The 24,607-nt window shown below is 43.2% G+C and carries 21 protein-coding genes; 14 read left to right on the top strand and 7 right to left on the bottom strand.

Features of this window, described 5'->3' with window-relative positions; genetic code table 11:
* Window positions 1–46 precede the first annotated feature (46 nt).
* Together DBZ36_RS11935 and DBZ36_RS11930 are read left to right on the top strand one after the other, a co-directional pair.
* Window positions 47–1,150, top strand: a complete 1,104-nt coding sequence (locus DBZ36_RS11935; protein WP_120355178.1) for an ABC transporter ATP-binding protein — start codon at window positions 47–49, stop codon at window positions 1,148–1,150.
* Window positions 1,151–1,158: 8 nt separating this feature from the next.
* The gene (locus tag DBZ36_RS11930) at window positions 1,159–2,241 is read left to right on the top strand and encodes a glycoside hydrolase family 117 protein (protein WP_120355177.1); all 1,083 of its coding nucleotides are present in this window, start codon (window positions 1,159–1,161) and stop codon (window positions 2,239–2,241) included.
* A gap of 55 nt (window positions 2,242–2,296) precedes the next feature.
* On the opposite strand, the gene DBZ36_RS11925 is transcribed toward DBZ36_RS11930, so the two are convergent.
* On the bottom strand, window positions 2,297–3,388 hold the full coding sequence (locus DBZ36_RS11925; protein WP_120355176.1) for a mandelate racemase/muconate lactonizing enzyme family protein: 1,092 nt from the start codon (window positions 3,386–3,388) through the stop codon (window positions 2,297–2,299).
* A 442-nt stretch (window positions 3,389–3,830) separates the two neighbouring features.
* Here DBZ36_RS11925 and DBZ36_RS11920 point away from each other — a divergent pair, with 442 nt between their 5' ends.
* The 5 genes from DBZ36_RS11920 (at window position 3,831) to DBZ36_RS11900 (ending at window position 9,574) form a co-directional block, all read left to right on the top strand.
* Window positions 3,831–5,300 (top strand): mannitol dehydrogenase family protein, encoded by a 1,470-nt coding sequence (locus DBZ36_RS11920; RefSeq protein WP_120355175.1) that lies wholly within the window; start codon window positions 3,831–3,833, stop codon window positions 5,298–5,300.
* A 10-nt stretch (window positions 5,301–5,310) separates the two neighbouring features.
* Window positions 5,311–6,327 (top strand): alcohol dehydrogenase catalytic domain-containing protein, encoded by a 1,017-nt coding sequence (locus DBZ36_RS11915; RefSeq protein ID WP_120355174.1) that lies wholly within the window; start codon window positions 5,311–5,313, stop codon window positions 6,325–6,327.
* Between the two features lie 8 nt (window positions 6,328–6,335).
* The gene (locus DBZ36_RS11910; RefSeq protein WP_120355173.1) at window positions 6,336–7,364 is read left to right on the top strand and encodes an Ldh family oxidoreductase; all 1,029 of its coding nucleotides are present in this window, start codon (window positions 6,336–6,338) and stop codon (window positions 7,362–7,364) included.
* An 11-nt stretch (window positions 7,365–7,375) separates the two neighbouring features.
* Window positions 7,376–8,803: an aldehyde dehydrogenase gene (gene aldA, locus DBZ36_RS11905; protein ID WP_120355381.1), complete on the top strand. Its 1,428-nt coding sequence runs from the start codon at window positions 7,376–7,378 to the stop codon at window positions 8,801–8,803.
* A 75-nt stretch (window positions 8,804–8,878) separates the two neighbouring features.
* Complete coding sequence (locus tag DBZ36_RS11900; RefSeq protein ID WP_120355172.1) at window positions 8,879–9,574, top strand: SDR family oxidoreductase; 696 nt, start codon at window positions 8,879–8,881, stop codon at window positions 9,572–9,574.
* 45 nt (window positions 9,575–9,619) lie between these two features.
* Here the strand turns inward: DBZ36_RS11900 and DBZ36_RS11895 are convergent, their stop codons facing one another.
* From DBZ36_RS11895 to DBZ36_RS11875, 5 genes are all read right to left on the bottom strand, one after another.
* On the bottom strand, window positions 9,620–10,387 hold the full coding sequence (locus tag DBZ36_RS11895; protein WP_120355171.1) for an FCD domain-containing protein: 768 nt from the start codon (window positions 10,385–10,387) through the stop codon (window positions 9,620–9,622).
* A 256-nt stretch (window positions 10,388–10,643) separates the two neighbouring features.
* Window positions 10,644–11,624, bottom strand: coding sequence for an ABC transporter permease (locus tag DBZ36_RS11890; protein ID WP_120355170.1), 981 nt, complete (start codon window positions 11,622–11,624; stop codon window positions 10,644–10,646).
* Between the two features lie 38 nt (window positions 11,625–11,662).
* The gene (locus tag DBZ36_RS11885) at window positions 11,663–12,616 is read right to left on the bottom strand and encodes a sugar ABC transporter substrate-binding protein (RefSeq protein WP_158589090.1); all 954 of its coding nucleotides are present in this window, start codon (window positions 12,614–12,616) and stop codon (window positions 11,663–11,665) included.
* Window positions 12,617–12,647: 31 nt separating this feature from the next.
* Window positions 12,648–13,646 carry an ABC transporter permease gene (locus DBZ36_RS11880; RefSeq protein ID WP_120355168.1) on the bottom strand — a complete coding sequence of 333 codons (999 nt, stop codon included), beginning with the start codon at window positions 13,644–13,646 and terminating at the stop codon, window positions 12,648–12,650.
* A gap of 11 nt (window positions 13,647–13,657) precedes the next feature.
* The gene (locus DBZ36_RS11875) at window positions 13,658–15,163 is read right to left on the bottom strand and encodes a sugar ABC transporter ATP-binding protein (RefSeq protein WP_120355167.1); all 1,506 of its coding nucleotides are present in this window, start codon (window positions 15,161–15,163) and stop codon (window positions 13,658–13,660) included.
* 673 nt (window positions 15,164–15,836) lie between these two features.
* Here DBZ36_RS11875 and DBZ36_RS11870 point away from each other — a divergent pair.
* The 7 genes from DBZ36_RS11870 (at window position 15,837) to DBZ36_RS11840 (ending at window position 23,485) form a co-directional block, all read left to right on the top strand.
* A complete protein-coding gene (locus tag DBZ36_RS11870; protein WP_120355166.1) occupies window positions 15,837–16,622 on the top strand; it encodes an enoyl-CoA hydratase/isomerase family protein in 786 nt (261 codons plus the stop codon).
* A gap of 22 nt (window positions 16,623–16,644) precedes the next feature.
* A complete protein-coding gene (locus tag DBZ36_RS11865; RefSeq protein ID WP_120355165.1) occupies window positions 16,645–18,099 on the top strand; it encodes an aldehyde dehydrogenase family protein in 1,455 nt (484 codons plus the stop codon).
* Between the two features lie 191 nt (window positions 18,100–18,290).
* The gene (locus DBZ36_RS11860) at window positions 18,291–18,521 is read left to right on the top strand and encodes a hypothetical protein (protein ID WP_120355164.1); all 231 of its coding nucleotides are present in this window, start codon (window positions 18,291–18,293) and stop codon (window positions 18,519–18,521) included.
* Window positions 18,522–18,642: 121 nt separating this feature from the next.
* A complete protein-coding gene (locus tag DBZ36_RS11855; protein WP_120355163.1) occupies window positions 18,643–19,311 on the top strand; it encodes a FadR/GntR family transcriptional regulator in 669 nt (222 codons plus the stop codon).
* Window positions 19,312–20,058: 747 nt separating this feature from the next.
* On the top strand, window positions 20,059–21,207 hold the full coding sequence (locus tag DBZ36_RS11850) for an ABC transporter substrate-binding protein (RefSeq protein WP_120355162.1): 1,149 nt from the start codon (window positions 20,059–20,061) through the stop codon (window positions 21,205–21,207).
* Entirely contained in the window at window positions 21,204–22,349 is a 1,146-nt protein-coding gene (locus DBZ36_RS11845; RefSeq protein ID WP_120355161.1) for a CaiB/BaiF CoA transferase family protein, read from the top strand. Before DBZ36_RS11850 ends, DBZ36_RS11845 begins: the two co-directional genes overlap by 4 nt.
* A complete protein-coding gene (locus DBZ36_RS11840) occupies window positions 22,346–23,485 on the top strand; it encodes a CaiB/BaiF CoA transferase family protein (RefSeq protein ID WP_120355160.1) in 1,140 nt (379 codons plus the stop codon). The genes DBZ36_RS11845 and DBZ36_RS11840 overlap by 4 nt, the downstream gene beginning before the upstream one ends.
* A gap of 165 nt (window positions 23,486–23,650) precedes the next feature.
* On the opposite strand, the gene DBZ36_RS11835 is transcribed toward DBZ36_RS11840, so the two are convergent.
* A complete protein-coding gene (locus DBZ36_RS11835) occupies window positions 23,651–24,340 on the bottom strand; it encodes an RraA family protein (RefSeq protein WP_120355159.1) in 690 nt (229 codons plus the stop codon).
* Between the last annotated feature and the right edge of the window lie 267 nt (window positions 24,341–24,607).

The following is a 24,607-nucleotide window of genomic DNA, read 5'->3' as shown; positions in this document are numbered from 1 at the left end:
GTACAATACCCTCAATACAATACGTACATTTAATGGTGAATTGACAATGGCTACAATAAAGCTAGATAAATTGTTCAAGAGATATGGACACACAGAAATCATACACGGCGTTGATTTAGATATAAAAAGCGGCGAGTTCACAGTATTTGTCGGACCCTCGGGTTGTGGTAAGTCAACACTGTTACGCATGATCGCTGGACTCGAAGATATCAGTGCCGGTGAGCTATACATTGACAATGAATTGGTAAACCAAGTTGACCCGTCGGACCGTGGTGTCTCAATGGTGTTCCAGTCGTACGCACTCTATCCCCACATGACCGTAGCTGAGAATATGGGCTTTGGACTAAAAATGTCAGGTAAGTCCAAAGATGAAATTAACAAGTTTGTCCAACAAGCGGCTGATACACTTCAATTAGGTCCTTTGCTAAAACGTAAACCTAAGGAATTATCGGGTGGGCAACGTCAGCGTGTTGCAATTGGACGGGCTATCGTTCGCGATCCAAAAGTGTTCTTATTTGACGAACCGCTGTCAAATTTAGATGCAGAGCTTCGCGTCGAGATGCGTTTAGAGATCTCTCGACTGCATCAAAAGCTTAAAAATACCATGGTATACGTGACTCATGATCAAGTAGAAGCGATGACCTTAGCTGATAATATCGTGGTTCTAAGAGACGGTTATATTGAACAAGTCGGTAGTCCAATAGAACTCTATAATTTTCCCGATAATCTCTTTGTTGCTGGATTCATAGGATCTCCAAGAATGAACTTTGTCCCAGTGACCTTGAGCGCCATTGAAGCGGACGGTGTAGTGGTTAATTTCAGCAATGGTCAATCAGCTAAACTAGCGGTCAATGGTTCTAGTTTAGAAATTGGAAAAACACTCACTTTCGGGATACGGCCTGAACATATCCATCTAGACATTGCTGGAGATTTTAGTTTTGACATCAATGTCGAAGCTGTTGAACGGCTTGGCAATAGTACATTTTTATTTGGTGAATTCGCCAAAGAAGCAGGTTTCAAAGTTCATATTGCTGGCGATAAAAATGTAAGCGGCGGCTCAACAGTTAAGGCTGGTTGTGATTTGAATCAGGCCCACTTATTTGACAACAACGGACTACGAGTGCGTAGCTTAGTAGAATCAAACGCCTAGGATATCTAATGACAGTAAACAAACCCTTAAGTCTTGCTTCAAAGCGTGCTCTGGAGCGTGGTTACGACAGTAAAAACAGTGACTGGTTTATCGAATTTGAAGAAAGGGATCTCTTCGGCGATTTTGCGTATAAAGAAGGCATAATCCGCCGTGACCCAAGTGCCGTTATTTTCCACGAAGAGCGCTATCATTGTTGGTATACCAAGGGAGAAGGTGAAACAGTTGGATTTGATACAGATAATATTGATGACAAAGTTTTTCCATGGGATAAAACCGAAGTCTGGCATGCGAGTTCAGCAGATGGTTTAGAGTGGCAAGAGCACGGTCCGGCGATTCAAGCCGGAGCCCCTGGTCAATATGATGACCGTGCGGTATTCACACCAGAAGTGTTAGAGCATCAGGGCAAGTTTTACCTTGTATATCAGACGGTCAAAACGCCTTACACAAACCGACAATTTGAGCAGATTGGGATTGCATGGGCTGATTCTCCGTTTGGCCCTTGGCATAAGTCCGATCAAGCCATACTTTCTCCAGAAAAAGATGGCCAATGGCTAGGAGATATCGATAACCGATTCTATGTGACGAGTAAGGGCAGTTTTGATAGCCACAAAGTGCACGACCCGTGCCTGATGTTTTTCAAAGATCAGTTCTATCTTTACTATAAAGGAGAAACAATGGGTGAAGGTATGAACTTTGGAGGCCGGGAAATCAAACATGGTGTTGCTATAGCTAACTCTATTTTAGGGCCGTATACAAAGTCAGAGCTAAATCCAATTTCAAATAGTGGCCATGAAGTTGCTATTTGGCATTGTAATGGTGGTATTGCCTCATTAATTACTACCGATGGCCCGGAAAAAAACACCATTCAGTGGGCCGCTGATGGCCTTAACTTCGAGATTATGAGTCATATCAAAGGGGCTCCGGAAGCACTTGGGATTTTCCGAAACCCATCCTCAAACACACTACCTTTGCCCAGCTTAGAATGGGGACTTTGTCACAAATACGACGCGACATGGAATTGGAATTACATTTGCCGTTATCGAGTAAAAAGACAAACACTGGAAGCCGATACCTTTCAAAATACCAACTAAGACCTCTATATACTAAAAACGCCTCATTTGAGGCGTTTTTTATCAGGTTTTTAAACTAGGCAACTTTATGCGCTTTGAGCTTAGACCAGTCAAACTCTACCCCTGTCCCTGGAATATTCGGAGCTTGCGCGCGGAACTCTTTAACCAATAAAGGACGCTTTGTGTATTCATCAATTGGAAAACTATGCACTTCTAACCAACCGCCATGCACTTGCGATGATATTAAACTCACGTGTAATTCTTGCATACCATGAGAACATACTGGAATACTGTAGTCCTTCGCCATTGCCGCAACTCTTAACCAGCCCGTTATCCCCCCACAATTAGAAGCGTCAGGTTGAACGAATCCCAATTTAGACTGCTCGAATGCGTAGCCAAATTCATGAATGGTATGTAGATTTTCCCCCATTGCTAATGGAATATTGGTTTGCTCTGCTATTTTTGCGTAAGCTAAATAATCATCAGGAATGGTTGGCTCTTCAAACCATGTGATGTCATTACTTTCTATCGCTTTGGAGAATTCAATAGCCTGATCAACATTTAAAGAATAGTTAGCGTCTACCATGAAAACTATATCGGGCCCAATTAGCTGTCGTACCGCATTCACCCTTTCAATATCGCGATTTATGTTTTCGTGACCTACTTTAATTTTAACGGCGTTAAAACCACGGTCCAAATAGGATTGAATGTTGGTTAATAGTTTTGGCAGCGGAAACATCAAATCAATGCCACCACAATAGGCTTTACAGCTTTGTGCATTTGAGCCTGCCATTTTCCATAAGGGCTGGCCTTCCAATTTACCTTTAATATCCCACAACGCGATGTCCACTGCAGAGCTAGCGAAAGAAGCAATCCCTCCTCTAGCGACGTAATGCAAATGCCACTCTAGAAAATCATATATACCATCTATATCTTGACCGTCACGCCCTATTAGCTCAGGTGCAATATCATGATCAAGCATCGCTTTTATTGCATAGCCACCTTTACCCCCAGTGTAGGTATAACCTGTGCCTTCGACGCCGTTATCTAAAACAATGGTAGTGGTAACTAATTCAAAAAAATGGTGGTCTCCATGCTTGGCATCCGATAACACTTCTGCCAACGGCACTCGAAACAGCTGAGTAAATACTTGCTTAATGTTGTGCATTACACTTCCTTTGTAAATTGAGGCAAGTACTAATTGAACCAACTTGCGTAGTACCTAGAGAAGATAAGCGAATTAGGCCTTATTAGGGAAATCGCCCGTTGTTACTAAATCGAACAACATAGGTAAACCTAATTGCTATTTTATTCATCGTCATAGCGCTAAAGAAGGGCTCAGACTAGCCATATAACGAGTTTACGAACCTACATAATAAATAAAACCTTGCCCGTGGTAAACCAGTGAAGGAATAGTTCAACAATCTTTAACGCTAAAGTGTGAAGCAAACACGCCTACAAAACCCTCTATTTAAAGGCCTGACGGTGAGCACCACCAATTTTGACGACTGCTAACGCTATAACCAAATCAAAGATGTGAGCCAGCTCACAACACATTTGGTTCAATATGTCGTACAATCACCCCAAACTGGTAAACCAATGATGAGAAAATGACTATTACACAACTCGACGAAGCGGATCAATCAGCATCCATAATCCGTACTCAATACCCTCGCCACGAATTGGTAAGCAAAATTGTACATATCGGATTTGGCGCATTTCACCGAGCTCATCAAGCTGTTTTTACAGATTTGTGCAATCAAGCATCAAAGGAATACTGGGGCATTTTCGCTGTCAACATGTACGGGTTCGATGATCTAATGCAGCAGTTCTCGGCGCAAAATCATTTACTGACAGTGACTGAAAAAGGAGCAGAACAGACTCAAACACGTCTTGTTCGTTGTTTCACCGGAAGTTTACATACCCAACATGATGGCATTGAAGCCGCGATTGCCAAAATTGCAGAGCCCCAAGTTTCCATTGTTTCGTTAACGATCACAGAGAAAGGCTACTGCTCAAATCATCATGACGGCCTTAACTTAGACCACCCCTTGATTGCGGCCGATTTAAAAAACCCGAGCTCTCCGCAATCCGCAATTGGATTAATAAGCCAAGCGCTAGCGCGCCGTAAGCAGCTTGGCCTGCCACCTATCAGTATCATGTCCTGTGACAACATCCCTGAAAACGGAGATTTAACCCGCTTAGCGGTTACTAATTTTGCTCGCGCAATCGATAGTGAGTTAGCCGATTGGATCGACGCAAAAGTAAGTTTCCCAAATACAATGGTCGACCGTATTGTTCCTGCGATGACTGACGAGAGTTTTACACAAATTGAATCTCTAATATCAATGCCTGATCCATGTGGCGTAATCAGTGAAGATTTTAGGCAATGGGTAGTTGAAGACAATTTTGTTGCAGGTCGACCAGATTGGAATTTTGCTGGTGCAATGCTAGTTAAAAACGTGTTGCCCTATGAAGAAATGAAACTAAGAATGCTAAACGGCAGCCATTCTTTTCTCGCTTACAATGGCTCCCTTTGCGGACACCAGTATATTTTTGAGTGTATGCAAGACAGCGAATTACGCCAACTCACTTTAAAACTAATGCTAGATGAGCAAGCGAAATCACTGAGCTCAGAACTCGATGTAGATTTGGAGCAGTACGCCCAAACTTTAATTTCTCGATTTAGTAATACCAATATTAAGCATATGACTGCTCAAATCGCTTGTGATGGAAGTCAGAAACTAAGTCAACGTGCAGTAGACCCATGTTTACGACTCAATCAACTAGGTATACAAAGCACTATCCTTCCGCTGTTGATCGCAGGCTGGATGCACTATGTACAAGGCAAGCATACCGCTAACTTCAAACTTGTTGACCCGATGGCCGCCGAAATAGAAGCGAAAATCAGTTCAGCTCAAACCAGCAAAGACATCGTTAACAACCTCCTGAGCTTAAGCGCGATATTTAAGCCTGAATTTGCAAATAATGTAGCCATCACGAGCAGTATTCACCGCCACTACCAAGACATTGATAGCAATGGCATGTCCGCTCTACTACATCAACTCAACAAACAATAGGGACATCTTCATGAAATCACTTGTCTGTGAAAAACCATTTGAGATCGCTTACAAAGAAGTATCAATTCCAACCATCGGAATTGACCAAGCATTGATCAAAGTTAAAGCTGTAGGAATCTGTGGTACTGATATTCATGCTTATGCCGGACGACAACCATTTTTTTCTTACCCAAGAGTGTTGGGGCATGAAATCTGTGGTGTTGTGGAAACTGTAAATTCAGCTAGCAAGCTCAAAACTGGCCAACAAGTTGTTGTTGTTCCATGCGTGGCTTGCGGTAAATGCTCAGCTTGCATGGAAGGTAAAACCAATTGTTGTGAAGATGTCTCACTATATGGTGTACATCAAGATGGGGGCTTCCAAGAGTTCTTAGCTGTTAACGAAACAAACCTAATTCCAGTACCCGCTTCTATAAGTCCAAGCGCGAGCTCTCTAATCGAATGTTTTGCTATAGGTGCGCACGCTAATGCTCGAGCTCAAACAGCGAAACAACAAAACGTTCTGGTTGTTGGTGCCGGTCCTATCGGCATTGGAGCGGCTGCAATAGCAAAAGCTCGCGGTGCTAATGTAGTTGTTGCAGACATCGCAGAAAGCCGTCGTGAACATATCAGTGCCCAGCTTGATATTCCAGCTATTGACCCGACTTCAGAGAACTATATTGAATCTTTACGTAGCCACTTTAATGGCGAATTAGCGTGCACAGTCCTCGATGCTAGTGGCAATAAACAGTCAATGACCAATAGTGTCAATCTAATTCGGCACGGTGGGAAAATTGTATTTATTGGTCTGTATATCGGAGACCTACAACTGGATGACCCAACTTTCCACAAGAAAGAAACAACCCTCATCGCTAGTCGCAATGCAACTAGCGATGATTTCGACATGGTTATCAAATACTTCGAAGATGGCGCTCTTAGCGAATCAATGATGCTCAATCAAACCTTCGACTTTGCAACGGTAGGGCTGGATTACGAGCAATCAGTTGTTAACAACAAGACCCTTATCAAAGGCGTTATTCAATTTAGCTAGGAGTTACAATGACCGTTCACAATGTAGAAATACAAAAGCTAACACAGCTAACTTTTGACAGACTTCATGAAGTAGGGCTTTCAAAAGAAGTAGCTCAAGAAGTTGCCGATGTACTCGTCCACGCTGACTCCAGAGGAGTACATTCCCATGGGGTAATGCGTGTTGAACACTACTGCAAACGTATCGCAGAGGGTGGACTAAATATCGACGCAAAAATGGCCATTGAGAAAGTATCACCTTGCGTTTCTATTTTGGACTCTGACGACGGAATGGGCCATAGCGCGCTTATTGCAGCCACTAACGAGGCGATGAGCCTCGCAAAAGAGAATGCGCTGGGTTTTGTTAGTGTAAAGAATACCTCTCACTGTGGTGCATTGTCTTATTTCGCAAAAATGGCAACCGATCAAAACTTGATTGCGATTGTTATGACACAAACTGACACCTGTGTTGCCCCTCATGGGGGAGCGAAACCCTTCTTAGGCACTAATCCAATTGCATTTGGGTTCCCAGTGTTGAACTCCGAGCCGATGATTGTCGATATGGCTACCAGTGCAACTGCATTTGGTAAGCTATTACTTGCTAAGGAAAACAACACTCCTTTAGGTCCAGGCTTAGCGATAGATAAAGATGGGTACGAAACACAAGATCCCCATGCCGTTGCTACATTACTACCCTTTGGAGGTCACAAAGGCTCTGGAATTGCCTTAGCGATTGACGCTTTAACGGGTATTCTTATGGGAGCGAACTTCAGTAACCATGTTCATCGTATGTATGATGATTATGACAAGATGCGTAAGCTATGTAGCTTAGTTATTGTTATTGATCCCAGTAAGTTTGGCGGCCATGCCTTCTCAGGAATGATGGCCCAAATGATTAAAGAACTACATGAAGTGCCTCCGGCTCCCGGTGTTGAGAAGGTCATAGCGCCAAATGAACCGCAGGTTGAGTATTTGAAGCAGTGTGAGATTAATGGTATCCCTGTAGATTCAGGTAGTTACGATTTCTTGTCTACTCAACAAAGGATGGAATTGAGTTGAAAAATTACCAAATGTTCGTGGACGGCCAGTGGATAAACGCCAACGCAGGCCAAACGGTTGAAGTTTTAAACCCCGCAACCGAAGCGTGTATCGCGACAATTCAAGACGGTGACGAAAGCGATGCAGACCTAGCGATACAAGCGGCTAAAAAGGCGCAAGTTGCCTGGCGTAAACGCCCAGCACGCGAACGTGCTGAACTGATGCGCGAGTTTGCAAAAGAGATTAGAGCGCAACAACACAGCCTTGCTGAACTTTTAGTTCGCGAGCAAGGAAAACTGCTAAAAGTTGCGCTTGGTGAAGTCAATGTCACTGCATCATTTATTGAGTACGCCTGTGATTGGGCGCGCCAAATGGATGGTGACATTGTTAAGTCCGATAATCCGAATGAACACATTTGGATACATAAAATTCCGCGAGGGGTTGTCGTCGCTATTACCGCTTGGAATTTTCCATTAGCTCTCGCCGGACGAAAAATAGGACCCGCGCTAGTTGCCGGCAATACTATCGTGGTTAAGCCGACATCAGAAACGCCATTAGCAACCCTTGAACTTGCCAACATTGCACAAAAGGTTGGTATTCCGGACGGCGTTCTAAACATTGTAACGGGTGGCGGACGAACCCTTGGTGACGCCTTGGTTAAACATCCTTTAACCAATATGATTACCATGACCGGCAGCACTCCAGCAGGTCAAGCCATCATAAAGTCTGCATCGGCTAATCTTGCACATGTACAACTAGAGCTTGGGGGGAAAGCGCCTTTCATCGTACTTGAAGACGCTGATTTAGAACAGGCAGCTGCAGCCGCATTGCATTCTCGTTTTGACAATTGTGGTCAAGTTTGTACATGTAATGAGCGTATGTATGTTCATGAAAACATTTACGAAGCTTTTATGACCATCTTCCTAGGCAAAGTAAAAGCGCTAAGAGTTGGCGATCCAATGCTCGATAGTACGGATATGGGGCCTAAAGTAAACGCGCGCGAACTAGAAACCATGGAGCACCTAGTGGCAACAAGCCTTAGTGAAGGGGCAACGCTAGCTTTTGGTGGTAAACGTCTTAATCAAGGCGAATTTGCGAACGGTTACTGGTTTGAACCCACTATTTTGACCGATGTTACACAAAAGATGACCATCGTTCATGAAGAATCCTTTGGGCCAATTTTACCCGTATTGAAATTCAGTACGCTTGAGCAAGTTATCGACTATGCAAACGATTGTGAATATGGCTTAGCTGCAATGGTGTGCACTAAAGATATGAAAACGATCATGCGTCTAGTCGACGAACTTGAAGCTGGCGAGATCTACATTAATCGTGGTCACGGTGAACAACACCAGGGCTTCCACAATGGCTATAAGCTTAGTGGGACCGGGGGCGAGGATGGTAAATACGGCTTCGAGCAATACTTGGAGAAAAAGACCTTCTACGTTAACTTTGACTGAGTTAATAGCGCTTATTAGATTTAAGCCAGCGAGCTAAAACGCTGGCTTTTTTGTACCACCAAGATAGGTAAACACATGGCGAATATTCTTGTGACCGGCGCAAACCGAGGCATAGGTTTAGGTTTGGTTCAACGCTACTTAAAGCAGGGGCACGCTGTTATCGCAACTTGTCGAAATATTGATACGAGTCCCGAACTAAGCAAACTGAGTTTGCAGTATTCAAAGCTACGAATTCAGCTCCTGGACGTTAATGATGAATCTTCAATAATTGACCTTGGACATTGCCTAACAACGCTTCAAATGACTCTCGACATGCTCATCAACAATGCGGGTATAAGTATCATGGAACCCTTCGAGCAGTGGTCTATTGACGCGTTTGAGCAATCTATGCGCACTAATTGTATCGGTCCTGCATTGCTGGTACAAAACTTAATAAAGCAATGCAATACGCACGCAAAGATTATCAATTTTACGTCCGGTGTTGCCTCGATGAGTCATGCGAGCAACAGCCTTCAACACTCCTTAGATGCTTATGCGGTCAGCAAAACCGCACTTAATATGTTAACTATTCGGTTGGCAAGCTATTTGGCTGAACGCGACATAAGCTGCTACGCCCTTAATCCCGGTTGGGTTCAAACCCAAATGGGAGGACCTAAAGCGGATGATAGTGTCGAGCAAGTCGTAGAGAAACTAGTCCCACTCATTGAGGGCCTGAAGCGAGAACAAAGCGGACAGTTTATAAATATTGATGGAGAGATTTTGGCATGGTGAAAAACCTTGCCCGCAGAGAATACGGGCAAGTGCTTACGTATTCTTTTAGCTTTCGCTGCTCACATCTAAGGTCGGTACAGAATTAGCAGTGTACATATAACCATCAAAATCAGGTTCATCAACATTTGCTAACTTAAATAGTTCTTGTTTGGCATGTTCTATGTGCTGCCATACGACTAACTTAGCTTCTTGTGGTGAACGACGCTGCAAAGCCATTAATATCTTTTTATGGTCAGATAGCCATAAGTTTTGCAGACGTTCTTCATGCAAAAACTGATTATTCAGGGCTTCCCATAAGGAGTTGTTCGTCCGTACATTTGCCCACATCGACTCGGCCATTTGGATAAGTAGATTGTTTTGTGTCGATTCTGCAATCATTTTATGAAACTGATGATCCAATTCGTTAAAGCGTAAACTATCACCATTAATTTCTGACTCTTGCTCCACTAACAACATGCGCATTTCTTTTATTTCATTAGCTTTAATCTGAGTCGCTGCAAATGAGGCAATGTTTGTTTCGAGTAACTGACGCGCCTGTAATAGTTCGAAAGGACCAATCTCACTTATTGCATCTTCCAAAACCGTATTGCTATCAGAAAAATCAAGGAAGAAAATACCGGCGCCCTGTTTCACCTCAACCAAACCTTTAAGCTCAAGCATAATTACCGCTTCGCGGATTATGGCTCTACTTGCACCGAATTGCTCACTAAGCTCTCGTTCGGATGGAAGGCGCGCACCAGGAGAGAACTCGCCAGATAACAACAGTAATTCAATCTTGCGGCCAATCTCTTGATAACGACGTTGGTTAGACATAAGTTTCTTAACTCAAATGGACTTGTATTAATAATACCACTTAACGCATAGAAATGGAGTTTTGGTTAAAGACTTTTGACATTGGTCAACACGACTGAAGCTTAAACAGTGTTGTCACAACCAAAAATAGACTCTGTTCCTAAATGTTTAGTCATACTAAAGAACGAACTTAGCTAATAAGTGAGCTAAGTTTACCACTATGCGGGAATAAACTCGAAAGCCCCTAATACAGCACGGGCAGCTTTCGAATCTATGTTTATCGTTTATTACTACTTAGTTTCATCGCTAAGCCATTACCTACAAAAATAAGTATGCCTTGAATGATTAATTGGTCGTAGAACGGAATACCCATTAGGTTTAATCCGTTGGTCAATATGGCTAGAATCCCAACCCCTAAAATTGTCCGTGTTATCGACCCTTCCCCACCGTTCATGCTTGTCCCACCGAGAACGACTCCTCCGATGATGATTAACAGAAGCGTGTCGCCGACTCCTGGGATAGCGTTGCCTAAGTTGGCAATACTAATCATGCCGGCAATGCCCGCTAAAACACCTGAAATCATATATACACTGAGTTCGATTTTCTTGGTATTTATACCTGTATATCGGGCTGAATCACGGCTACTACCAAATAACATCAACTCACGCCCCCAAGTGGTTTGGCTAAGTCCAACGATGGAAACAATTAAAATAGCTATGCATATCAGCATCACCCCTGGAATTCCCCATAAGGTGTAAAAACCGAAATCAAGAAGCGCATACGGCGTACCTTTTACAGCAATACCTTGGGAAATAACGAAGGCTAAACCGCGAGCAATCAGCTGAGTTCCCATGGTTGTTATAAATGGCGTCAAACCACAATATCCAATTAGAAAACCATTGAGCAGCCCAAACCCCAAACCAACGCCTACAGCAGCTGCCGATCCCAAGGCAATACTTCCGGTACTCGCCATTACAGTGCCAGCAACAACTGCACTGGCGCTAATAACTGTCGATATTGACAAATCAATACCCCCAGTTAAAAACACCAAAGTCATCCCAATTGCTGCGATCATTACAACTGAATTTGCTGCCAAAATCGACTCAGCATTACCAGCCGTGAGGAAGTAAGGAGAGAACGAAGAGAATGCAATAATCAAAGAGACAATGATTGGCACCGAAGGATACGTCTTCAATGCGCCCAGAGAGTTTCTGAGCTTAGCTTTGCTGCCACCTTCGGCCTTATATACACTATCCATTTTTGCACCTCTATGAATTTGGTTTGCTCAATTAGGTATTACTTGGCGCCCCAAATCGTCGCTTTATTACTTTCGATGTTCTCACTCGTATAAAAGCTTCCAGGTATTACATTGGTCATCTCAACTTTTTCACCGTTGATAAGCGCTGTTGCCAAATGCACTGCGGTTTGCCCGGTTAATGCCAAATCCATTACAACAATACCGTCAGCAAAACCTTTACGCGTTGCTTCATAGCCATCGTTACTACCATTGACACCCGTTACCACAACATGGCCTTCTTCACCGACTGATTTCATCTTGTCGATATCGGTTAGCACCGTTTCAATACTAGGAATTTGGGTATCAGTTGCAGCGAATACAGCCTTAATATCAGGGTTCGCTTGAAAAGCATTTTGGGTAGCTGCAAGGGCTCTAGCTGAGTCCCAATCCGTTGGCATCGCTACGATTTCAACATTAGGTAATTGCTTTAGCGCATCGTTAAAACCTTTGCTTCGATCAATACCATTTTGGTCGTTAAGTGCGCCTAAGAGTTCAAGTACGACGATATCTCCACTTAGGCCTTTTAGTTGGTCAACCATGTGTTGGCCAGCAGCCAAGCCATCAGAAATCGAGTCAGGCCCAACAAAAGCATCAACAGCACGACTATCAGGAAGTGCTCTATCATAGGCAACCACCGGGATACCAGCACGTTTAGCACCAATTAATGCACGTTCAATCGTGTTCTGATCAACCGCACAGACTAGTATGGCATCCACTTCTTGGGTGACCAGCGATTGGATCTGTGAATTTTGGGTTTGCGCATCACCGTCGGCAACCACTTCTATTAACTTATAACCTTGTTTTGCTGCTTCAGCTTTAATCGCGTCGGTAACACCAACACGACTTTCAAATAATTGGTCAACCGAAAGACCAATGGTGATATCTTTTGCAAAAGATAACGTCGAACTTGCGAGCATGGCAATAGCCACTATAGAACCTAGTACTTTACTCATTTTCATTTCCTTGTAGGGTACAAATCTTAATTTATGCCACACCACTGGTGCTTTTTATTCTTAAAGCTTTCTGCTCCAATAAATGTTTGGCCTGTCTTTCAAAAGATACTTTGTCGATAATGACAGCGGCTAATAGGACAACGCCTTTAACAATGTCATAGATATAAGGTGAGGCATTGAGTAGGTTTAGTCCGTTATCAATTAAGACTAAAAATACCGCTCCAATAACACTCCCAACAATGGTTCCTGATCCTCCAGATAGCTTGGTCCCTCCTAATACCACAGCTGCAATAACGGTAAATTCGATACCGATTCCAATTCCTGATTGCAAACCACCTACTCTCGCTAAAAGAATGAGAGCTGCGATTCCTGTTGTTAAGCCACCAATGACATAAACCAAAATGGTCACCCAATTAACGGGGAGATTAGTTTCTCTGGCTGATTGTTCCGAGTTGCCAATGGCTTTCACGTATAGTCCGAAGCGAGTTTTATTGAGTAAATACAAACCCAGCACAAAAACGATTGCTAACAACAGAATAGGGACTGGAATCCCCATCAATTTGCCATTGCCTAAAAAGCCCATTTCACGAGGAACAGGGATGTTTTGTGCGCCGGTTAAATGAATTGCCATCCCTCTATACATCGTATATGTCGCTAAAGTCGTAATTAAGGGGATGATCTTGAAACGCACCACCAGCAGCCCGTTTACCGCGCCGAGTAAACACGCACATCCAATAGCGGCAGTAAATGCCATGCTATATGAGCCTGTTTCCACCATGATTTTTGCGAATAGAGAAGATGTGAAAAATAAAATTGCTCCCATCGAAATGTCGATACCGCCGGTTAGGATAATAAAAGTCATCCCCACCGCCATAATTGCAGTCACGCTGGCTTGCACTAAAACAGACTGGATGTTGGAAAATGTCAAAAATGCTGTCGAAACTAAGGACAAGGCGATACCCAGCGCTAGCGTAGCCAAGGCGATTGCCAGCCATTTTTTACTTGAGAAAGTTTGTTTAAATCTATCCATGAAAATCACTCTTAATGGGCTTGTTCGAAGGCAGAGCTGGCCGCCAGTGAGATAATTTTGACCGAGTCAAACTGGTCTCTTTGGAATTCACCCACCATATGTCCAGTTCGCATGATAGTAATTCGGTGTGATACTTCGAGTAGTTCTGGTAAATCAGACGATACGATGATCACTGCCACACCACTTTTGGCCAGCGCTGCAATCATGTTGTGAATGTCAAACTTTGCACCAATATCAACGCCCTTTGTTGGTTCGTCCAAGATGCAAATATTCGGTTGAGTTGCGAGCCATCTTCCAAGCATGACCTTTTGCTGATTTCCCCCGCTCAAATTGTTAACTTGAGAGTCGATATGAGGAATAGCGACATTCATTTTCTTGACAATTTTTTGGGCTTCTACAGACTCGCCACGAAAACCAAAGCCCTTAATCCGGCGAGAAACGAAACGTAGAATATCGGCTGCACTAATGTTTTCTTTGACCGGTCGGATACCAAAAAGTCCCTTACCTCTTCTATCTTCGGTGACGTAGCACAGACCAAGCTTTTTCATCGCGGCTATAGAGACCTTATTGACTCTTTGGCCATGGATATATATCTCGCCCTCTGATTTTCGTATGCCAAAAAGCGACTCGACAACTTCAGTACGCCCTGCGCCCATTAACCCAGCAATACCAAGGATTTCGCCCTTGTTAACCTTAAACGATACATCATGAAAATCGTAAGAGCTTAGGCTCTGAACGCGAACCGCTTCGACATCGGTTGGTATACCTATATCGATACTTGACTCTGCAATGGTTCGACCAACCATCATCTCTTCAAGCTTACTTCGAGGGACATTTTTCAAATATCCATTGCCCACTTGTTTTCCGTCACGCAATACGATGAACTTGTCACTCATGCGATAAACTTCATCCATAAAGTGGGAGATAAATATAATAGCGACCCCTTTTTCACGAAGGCGGTCCATGATGACAAATAATTTCTCTCGCTCTGGCGCAGTTAATGACGTCGTTGGCTCATCAAGAATGAGTAACTTATCGGCGTGCAACAAAGCTTTGGCAATCTCAACCACTTGCTGCTTGCCTGCACCAAGAGACTCTACGCTAGCTTTGGTATCGATCTCTATTCCAAGGAAGTCAAGTTGCTCTTGAGCAACGCGGTCCGCTTGTTTCCAATCTACATTAGCCTTTGCACCTGGGAGGTCTGTGATACACATGTTTTCGGCAACACTAAGACTTTGAAACAAGCTGAGTTCCTGATGAACTGCCGAAATCCCATGTTCCAGACCTTTAATTTGTGTTACCGGAGCTCCTGCGACAAAAATCTCACCCGAAGATGGCTGAAGCAAACCGCACAGCATGTTCTTGGTTGTAGACTTACCAGCACCATTCTCTCCGACCAAGGCCACGATTTCTCCGGGATAGACGTCAAACGAAACATCATCTACAACGGTTTTCCCTGAAAACGACTTCCTAAGATTTTTAACCGACAAAATAGGTGCAGCTTGTAGATCGGGCATGACTAAAAATCTCCGTTTTATGTAGCCAAGGCAACTCAGATGACTGACTCATCAACAAGCAATGGGTGTTTACACTTCCGTGATATTTTTGCCCAAGCTGTATCCACTTGAGTCGCTATAATATCTACCTTTAAACGTTGCTAGTCTGTGACAGATGTCAATATTTCGACAAATGATTTACCAATTTACAATATTGTTAACCAAAAAATAACGAGGCAAGAAACTTATGATGACACCCTTTATTACTGGCACTTTGGAGCATTCAACTCTCTAAAAGAGAACTAATCCACCTTGTGTTATGTTTATTTGACACCTAAAGGAACACCTCTAACCGCAACACATGTTAACCTTTATTGAAAAACACCCCGCAAAGGATAACCAATGTAAACCAATCCAGTCGTGCAAAATAATTTGATAACCATTTCGCTTGTGTAAAAAGCCTTAAAATCACAAAACCATTGATACAATTGGTGCTACCACAAATAGTAAGCTGCGGTTTTTCGATTTAAATAACAACACAAATCGCCATTTAAAGGCGCTTTATGTGAGTTCGATCAAATTTAAAATCTAGATTGAAATAAATAATTGGTGCTACCAATTTATAAGGCATATAGTTTATACACATGACGCAAAGTTGTTTTGCTTAGTATCAGAGCAACTAAAGGAACTATAAATGGTTAATGAATCTTCTGTACTGTTTGAGAAACAAGGGCATATCGGAATTTTGACTCTGAATCGCCCTCCTGCAAACGCATACCACCTAGAGATGTTAAATTGCTTCAACACGTCCCTACGCCAAGCAATAAATGATCCCGAAATCAATGCAATCATCGTAGACAGTAGTTCTGAAAAATTTTTCTGTGCTGGCGCAGATATCAAAGTATTTGAAGCTAATACCACTGAAGAAAACGCCAAGATGATTTCTCAAGCTCGAGAAAACATGGCCCTTATTGAGAATTGTGAGAAAGTAGTCATCGCTGTCATCAATGGCCACTGTCTTGGTGGTGGCTTGGAAATAGCTCTTGCATGTGACATCAGATTTGCAGCTAAACATCAGTACTTAATTGGATTGCCTGAAATAAATCTAGGTTTGATTCCTGGCAATGGGGGAAGCCAAAGACTTACAAGGCTCATTGGTGTTAGTAACGCAATACAAATGCTGTCTACTGGCGACTCTATTTCGGCTCAAGAGGCTTACAGGATGGGGCTGATAAATCAGTTATTTGATTCCGAAGAGTTAATGCCCGCAGCAGTAGCATTGGCAAGTAAACTTGGACAAGGTCCCGCTTTAGCGATAGCAGCAACCAAAAAAGCTGTTTATGGGGGTGCACTTCTTCCAATGGCTGAAGCGCTCGAACTTGAAAAACGTTTAGTCGACACCTTATACGACACCCAAGATGGCCAAGAAGGGTTTAGAGCCTTTGTAGAAAAGCGACCAGCTCAATTTACCGGTAAATAAAATGACATTAGTGAGACCTATCATGAAACAGCAACAACTAGAACACTATTCATGCTACATCAATGGCGAGTGGATCGACGCCTTAAATGGCGACAAAACTGAAGTTGAAAATCCTGCTACCAATTGTGCATTTGCTACCGTGCCAAATATGTCTACAAAAGAAGCTGAACTCGCTCTAGTTTGCGCGCAAAACGCCGAAAAGGATTGGCGCGATTTACCAGCTATTCAACGCGCAGACTATTTGTTTAAAATGATCGAGAGCTTAGTTAAGAAACGCGATCTTTTTGCAAAGCTTTTAGTATTGGAGCAGGGCAAAACATTAGCGGAAGCTTATGGTGAATTTGACGATACTATTAATTATTTACGTTATTCAGCCGAAGCAGCTCGGCGCATAGAAGGTCAGATTTTTCCGTCAGACAACAGCGATGAGCAGCTTTGGATACAGAAAGTCCCCTATGGTGTTGTCGTCGCATTATGTGCTTTTAATTATCCTCTGGCATTGATCGGACGTAAGCTTGGTCCAGCTTTAGTAACCGGTAACACCGTCGTTTTAAAGCCTCACGAAGCCACACCAATTACTGCGATGGAGTTTTGTAAAACCCTTGATGAGATTGGACTTCCTGCTGGCGTTGTCAATGTCATAACTGGCGGCGGTGCAAAAGTAGGTGCGTACTTAAGTGCAAGCCCCATTACGAAATTAGTTACAGTCACTGGCAGTATCCGAGCTGGGCAAGAAATTACTCGCTCATCTGCAGATAACATTACCGCACTATCCTTAGAGCTTGGAGGTAAAGCCAGTTTTATTGTTTTAGAAGATGCAGACATCGACGCTGCTGTAGAAGCAGCCGTTATCTCACGTTACGCAAATTGCGGGCAAGTTTGTATTTGTAATGAACTCGTTCTCGTTCACGAAAAAATTGCGGATGAATTTACGCGTAAAGTTATCGAACGCGTGAAGCAGATCCGTGTAGGGGACCCTATGAGTGATGTCAATATGGGTCCAAGTGTTACCCAAGGTGGCTTACAGCGTGTCTACGATATTGTTGAAAAGACACTAGCAGAGGGTGCGACCTTGGCGCTCGGGGGTAAACGACCCGATGGTGAAAAATTCAAGCACGGAAATTGGATTGAGCCCACAGTACTTACCGATGTGAGTGCTGACATGACCGCCGCCAAAGAAGAAATATTTGGGCCTGTTATGCCGATTGTGACCATCTCATCTTATGAGCAAGCTCTCGAAATCACCAACCGGCGTAACGATGGACTTAGTGCCTACATTTATACTCAAAACTATAAAACATTTATGCACGCTATTAAGAATGTAGAGGTGGGCACACTATTTATTAACAAACAAATCGTAGGATATATCCAAGGCTATCATAGCGGCCACAAACGTAGTGGTGTTGGAGGCGAAGATGGTATTTACGGTATCGAAGGCTATCTACAAAAGCGCACCGTGTACTTAAATTGTAACTAAGTTAGTGGGTACCCACTATTTAGCCCCTAGATTACAAGGAATATTGCTTATGGCCAAACACATACAACTCAATGACACAAAAGGTATAGGTAGCGCTGAACTTCGTTCACCTCCAAAGCTGGAAAACCTTGATTATCAAGGCTGGAGGGCCCTGTCCATAGACGAGTCGGGCGTTTTTTGTTTTATGTTTTATGTTTGATATCGAAGCAGGCGCAGTTGAATATCCACTTCACGCCAGTGACAAGCCTTGGATAGCTTATGTGATGCAAGGTAGTGGCACGGTATTTTACGGCGATCAAGGTGGCAGCAAAACTGATGGCATCACTTTTAGTAATGGTGACTTCATTAGTTTTTCAGAAAATGCTCAGCATGGCTGGCTGTGCGACTGTGCCACCAAAATCATGTTAGTGAGAGCGTCGTAACCACCAAAAAAACGATGGCTTTGATTGATAGTTTGTTGTTGTTCAAGTCGCATCAATAAGAGGTTTTGTTGTCGAAATCAGGTATAGTTTCGGCAACAAACGTAGAAGAAAGCAAATCAATATGACGGCGACAGAAGAAATTATCGAATACCTTGGCGATCAAATTGTATCTGGCAAGTATAAACCCTTAGAAAAACTGCCTACTGAGCGTGATTTGGCAATACAACTTGGTGTCGCTAGAGGCCGAGTACGTGAAGCTCTTCGGGGATTATCGATGGCTGGTCTGATCGAAATCAAACGCGGTAATGGCACTTTCGTAAAGCCTTCAAGCGAATGGATGAACTCAACCACTGTAAAATGGGCATTTTGTGGTCAGTCAGCCAGTATGGAAGAATTGTTCGCAGTACGTGATGTCTTAGAAAAAGGCGTTTACAACTTAGCATTTGATAATTGTAGTAATGCCGATTTATTGATTATTGAGAAAGACCTTTCACTAATTTCTGAGCATATCAAATCTGACTTAAGTACTTATGCGGACTGCTTAGATCGCTTCGACCTTCAATTAGCTAAAGTAGCCCGAAATGTAATGTTTTTAAGCCTGTTTCAAGCACTTATTATTCTTCGCCGCAGAAATGTAGAAGCGATTCTCGCACTCAAAGGTAGTAGAGAACAAAGCCTTCAACTACGTAAGAGTATTTATACATCGTTCAAAAATAGAGACAAAAAACAAGCTCTCGATGCCATTGACAACTTTTTTGATAAAGCTCAACAGTTTGTAACAGACGAGTAGCAACATCACTTAGGTGACTATATTTGTTACAAAGCTGCCGCGCGCTTAAACTATAAATATATGTTTTATATATGATTTAAGTTTGGCACGCCTCATTATATGCTAAAGAAATAAGCGTTTTAGCCAAGGTCGCGCAACAAACGATCATCACTTAGTTTTATTGGTAAAACTACTGCGAGCTTGTAAGATTTTGCGCTATAGCGTCATTTCTTTACCGTTCTAACATGCTTCAACTCAATGCAATTTTAATCTCCCCACTACACCTTGCGGTCCCAAAATAACATCCCATTGAAATTCAAGCTGGGGATGTGCCTGTGATCGTTCCCTAATCTAAACGTCCTGACTTAACGTCAATAAGCATACGCTATCACGGTTGAATTAACCTTGTGAGTCTGTGCAAACCAGCTGTGTTTTACGATTTCCCACAAGTACACATAAAACTCCGAATTTGGTAGCACCAATGATAGTGTGATTACATTACAAAAAAACCATTCATTCCATGCATCATCTTATTAAAACGCCAAACTCCTTACAAATAGCCGCATACAAAGCTAATAAAACAAACTAAGTTCAATGCTTTATATATTGACTTTGATTTAATACCGATGTAAGTTCTAAAAATTGGTGCTACCAATTCAAAGAGTGATCGTGTTAACCCTTGCTTCCTAATATGGGAAATATGGCCAATAACCTAGCTATCACCGTTTTAAGAGCCCAATTCACTCGTAACAGGTATAGGAATTAACCATGATCACGCTTAAAGGTATTACTTGGAATCACACACGCGGTTTTTCGCCAATGGTTGCGACTGCGCAGCGATTTGAAGAATTAAATCCCGAATATCGGATAATCTGGGAAAAACGCTCATTACAAGCATTCGCTGACGAACCCATAGATGAACTAGCGAAACGCTTTGACCTACTCGTAATCGATCATCCCTGGGCTGGATTCGCTGCAAAAACCGGTGTAATTGAGGCATTTGATAATTTACTCTCTAAGCCCTTTTTGGATGATCTAGAAGCCAATTCAGTTGGACATTCCCACAACAGCTATCGTTACAATGATCAGCAGTGGGCTCTAGCAATGGACGCAGCTACTCCGGTCGCCTCCGGTCGAGAAGACCTACTAAAAAAACACGGCTTCACCATGCCGAAGACCTGGGACGATTTACTAGATTTGGCACGCGAAGGCTTGGTTGCCGTGCCTTCCATTCCGCAAGATACCTTGATGAATTTCTACATGCTTTGCTGCACCCTAGGTGAAGACCCATGTACATCAAACGATGAAGTTGTGAGTGATGACGTCGGCTTAAAGTCCCTACAAATGCTTCGAGAACTTTCTAGTCATCTAGACCCAGGTTGTTTTGATTGGAACCCTATCAAAGTTTACGAAGCGATGACGCAAACTGACCAATTTGCGTACTGCCCATTTGCTTACGGCTACGCAAACTACGCGAAACCAGGTTACGCTCGTAAACTTTTAACCTTCAGCGACACCGTAGAAATTGAAGGTAAGGGCCACCTCATTACAACCATAGGAGGAACAGGCTTTGCTATCTCAGCCAACTGTGACCACAAGGATGTAGCCGCTAAATACGCTGAGTTTATCGCTAACCCGGAAATGCAGGCCAATTTCTTTATCGAGTTTGGTGGTCAACCAGGGCATTTAAAAGCTTGGAAAAGTGAGTTTGCAAATGCATCTTCCCATAATTATTTTGAGCAAACACTTCCCACATTAGAGCGGGCGTTTTTACGACCACGCTACGCCGGCCACATGTATTTCCAAGATAATGCCGGTAGCCCTATTAGGGAGTATTTGATGAATGGTGGTGATGAAAAAATCCTTTTGAACAGACTCAATGAACTGTATGTCGAATCAAAAGGCATCACTCTATGAAACTTCCACTAAAAGGATTAACGGTTCTAGAATTTAGTCAATATATGGCGGGGCCTTATGCGGGTTTGCGACTTGCAGATCTCGGTGCAAGAGTGATTAAGATCGAACGCCCAAAATACGGTGATGCCTGTCGTCAGCTGGTTACCAAAAACATGAAAGCTGGCGGTGATAGTGTTTTGTTTCATACGGTTAATCGGAATAAAGAATCTTTCCAGGCCAACCTAAAAGACCCACAAGATCTTGCTTTAGTTAAAAAGCTTATCCTACAAGCTGATGTTATAACCCATAACTTTAGACCTGGAATCATGGATCGGTTGGGTTTGGATTACGAAACCGTGAAAACACTAAATCCGAAACTAATTTATGCCGAAGTCAGTGGGTATGGTACTCAAGGTCCTTGGCGCGATAAACCAGGCCAAGACCTATTAGCGCAAGCCATGTCAGGCTTAACTTGGCTTAGTGGAAATAGCGGTGATGATCCCATTCCATTTGGCGCAGCTGTCGCAGATATGGTATGCGGTTCCAATCTGGCTCAAGCTATTTTAGCGTGTCTGATACGCAAGAGAAAAACCGGCAAAGGCGCAAAAATTGAAGTCAATTTAATCACCTCAATTTTGGACTTCCAATTTGAAGGTCTAACCGCCTACATCAATAACCCTGAACTAAAACCGCGGAGAAGTAGCATTGCAAATGCCCATGCTTATCTTGGCGCTCCTTACGGTATTTACTCAACTCAGAACGGCTACCTAGCCATAGCTATGGGCTCACTGAGTACATTGGCGAGGCTGATAGATTGCAATGCTCTCGCGGATTTTGATCAAGACAATCTCTATTTTTCTAAGCGTGACGAAGCGAAGGCATTGATCGCTGAAGTCATTGCAAAAAACACCAGCCAGCATTGGTTAGATATACTGGAGCCGGCAGGCTACTGGTGCTCAGATGTATACGACTATCATTCTTTAACCCAAAGTAGCGGTTATAAAGCACTCGATATGGAAATGACAATCACCAGAGGTGAGGACGTCAATCTTCGCACAACCCGCTGCCCTATTCGTCTAAACGCAGAGCGTATCTTTTCAGAGCGAGCAGCACCGGTTCTAGGTAGTGCCAATGTTCATATTACCAAGGAGTTTGGCTTATGATTCATCCTTTAGAAGGGTATACCGTTTTGGATTTTACCCAATTACTATCAGGTCCTTGTGCAAGCCTTAGACTTGCAGATCTTGGTGCTCGGGTGATTAAACTTGAGCATCATGAAAAAGGTGACTTATCGCGGACACTTTATGGTGAGTCAATCGATCTTTGTGGTGATTCAGCATTCTTTCAGGCAATAAACCGAAACAAAGAGAGCATCGCGATTGATTTAAAATCTAAAACCGGGAAAGCTTGGGTAAGAGAACTGGTAGCTAAGGTTGATATTGTTGTTCACAATTTTAGACCCGGCGTTATGGAGCGTTTAGGATTTGACTATGCGAGCCTAAAACTACTCAATTCGGATATCGTTTATGGTTGTATATCAGGTTACGGACAAGATGGTCCATGGTCGACTAAGTCAGGTCAAGATTTACTGGTACAAGCATTATCAGGATTTGTGTGGCAAAGCGGTAATGATAAACACGGTCCCCTTCCTGTGGGACTAGCCTTAGCTGATATGTTTGCAGGATCCCAACTCGTACAAGGCATACTGGCAACGTTAGTTAGCGGTGAAAGTGGTTCAGTAGAAGTCAGCATGTTAGAAGCGATGCTCGATTTTCAATTCGAACCGCTAACGCTTTATTATCAAGATTCTGAGTCTGTTGAAAGAGGCAAGGTAAACGGTGCTCATCCGCTTGTAGGTGCACCTTACGGGCTTTACAAAACGAGTTCGGGTTATCTGGTACTAGCGATGGGGTCTATCATCAAACTCGGTGATTTATTAGAAAATGATCAGCTACTAAGCTATAGCGATCCAAAGCAGTGGTATCCCAAACGAGACGAAATAAAACAAATATTATCCGATCAATTGGCAACCGCCAGCTCCCAGCACTGGCTTGATATTCTTGAACCGGCTGATATTTGGTGTGCTGAAGTTCTCGATTGGAAACACATGCTTGAACATGACGGGTTTAAAGTATTAGACATGCTACAAACCGTGCGTTGTGGAAATGGACAAACATATACCACAACAAGTTGTCCAATTCGCATCGATGGAGAGCTATTTAAGTCACCGCAAGGCGCGCCCTTACTAGGGCAACACAATGCTAGTCTTGAGCAAGAGTTTTCACTTGGTTCAGTCTAATAATGTGAGCATAAAGTAATTCGCACTCTAAAGTAGGTGGGCATCGCTAGGCTGCGGGTAGGCTCAACGCCTGCTGCCATTGTTCACCAAACACGACCTTAAGATCATCTCCCCAATCTTCAACGTTGGATTGGGGTCTGATTTAGCATTGTTCACCTTAGAATGTTACATCACCCCAAACTTCTTAAATGCATCAACAGTTGTCATTCCCTGTTGCAACGCTTTTAAGACCAAGCTTTCGGTAGCAGCTTTTTCAAATGCACCTTGAAACGCTTCAATCTCTACCGCTTTGGGAACGATCAGTATTCCATCTCTGTCACCAAATATAATGTCTCCGTTGTTGACTCGCACGCCATCAACTTCAATCGGAATTCTCCAGTCTAGGACTTTACCTCGCACCCCTTGATCTTGAGCGTAACTGCCTATTGAAGCGACCGGAAACCCTAACTTTTCAATTTCGTTACTATCGCGGTGAAACCCGTGAAGCACAGCGCCAGCTGCACCACAATGCATCGCACGAGTTGACATCAAACCTCCCCACAAGGCATACCGATGTGAACTACCGGAGCATATATAGACTTCATCTTGTTTGAGATCGTCCAAAGCTTCAAACATTCGCCCAAAAGGTTGCTCGCTAATCTCAGAATGAGCCGTAAAGTCGCCATAAAAGTCAGCTTCGAGTACCGTCATAGCTCTGCCTATAATTCGCATATCATTTCGCATGGGCTTAAGCTTTGGTGACAAAAATTGATGTTGATAACCTAACTTATCAAGAATATCTCCGACTAAGGCCACAAATAGTTTTTCCTTGGCAAGCGCGAAAAGTTGCTGGTCGTTCTCCCACACAATGGTCATTTTAGTTCCTCACTGAATCGACGATATTGTAGTAGCAGTTTGAATTATTCGATTTTGAGTAAAGCAAAACAACACTAAACGGCAACGACTTTGATATTCGCACAAGCAAAGGTCAAATTTCTGGGGGAGAGTGAACCTTTGTACATCATTCGCTAGCTCTGATAACCATTACAAAATCTCTACACCCATTGCATTTAGCATAATTTGAGATTCAAACTCTGCACAGTATGTATCGCCACAAACCCTAGATACTGCGGCTAAACACCA

Origin of the sequence: Alginatibacterium sediminis (assembly GCF_003610775.1) — a bacterium.
GTDB lineage: Bacteria > Pseudomonadota > Gammaproteobacteria > Enterobacterales > Celerinatantimonadaceae > Alginatibacterium > Alginatibacterium sediminis.
This window is presented reverse-complemented; position numbering and strand designations above follow the sequence as displayed.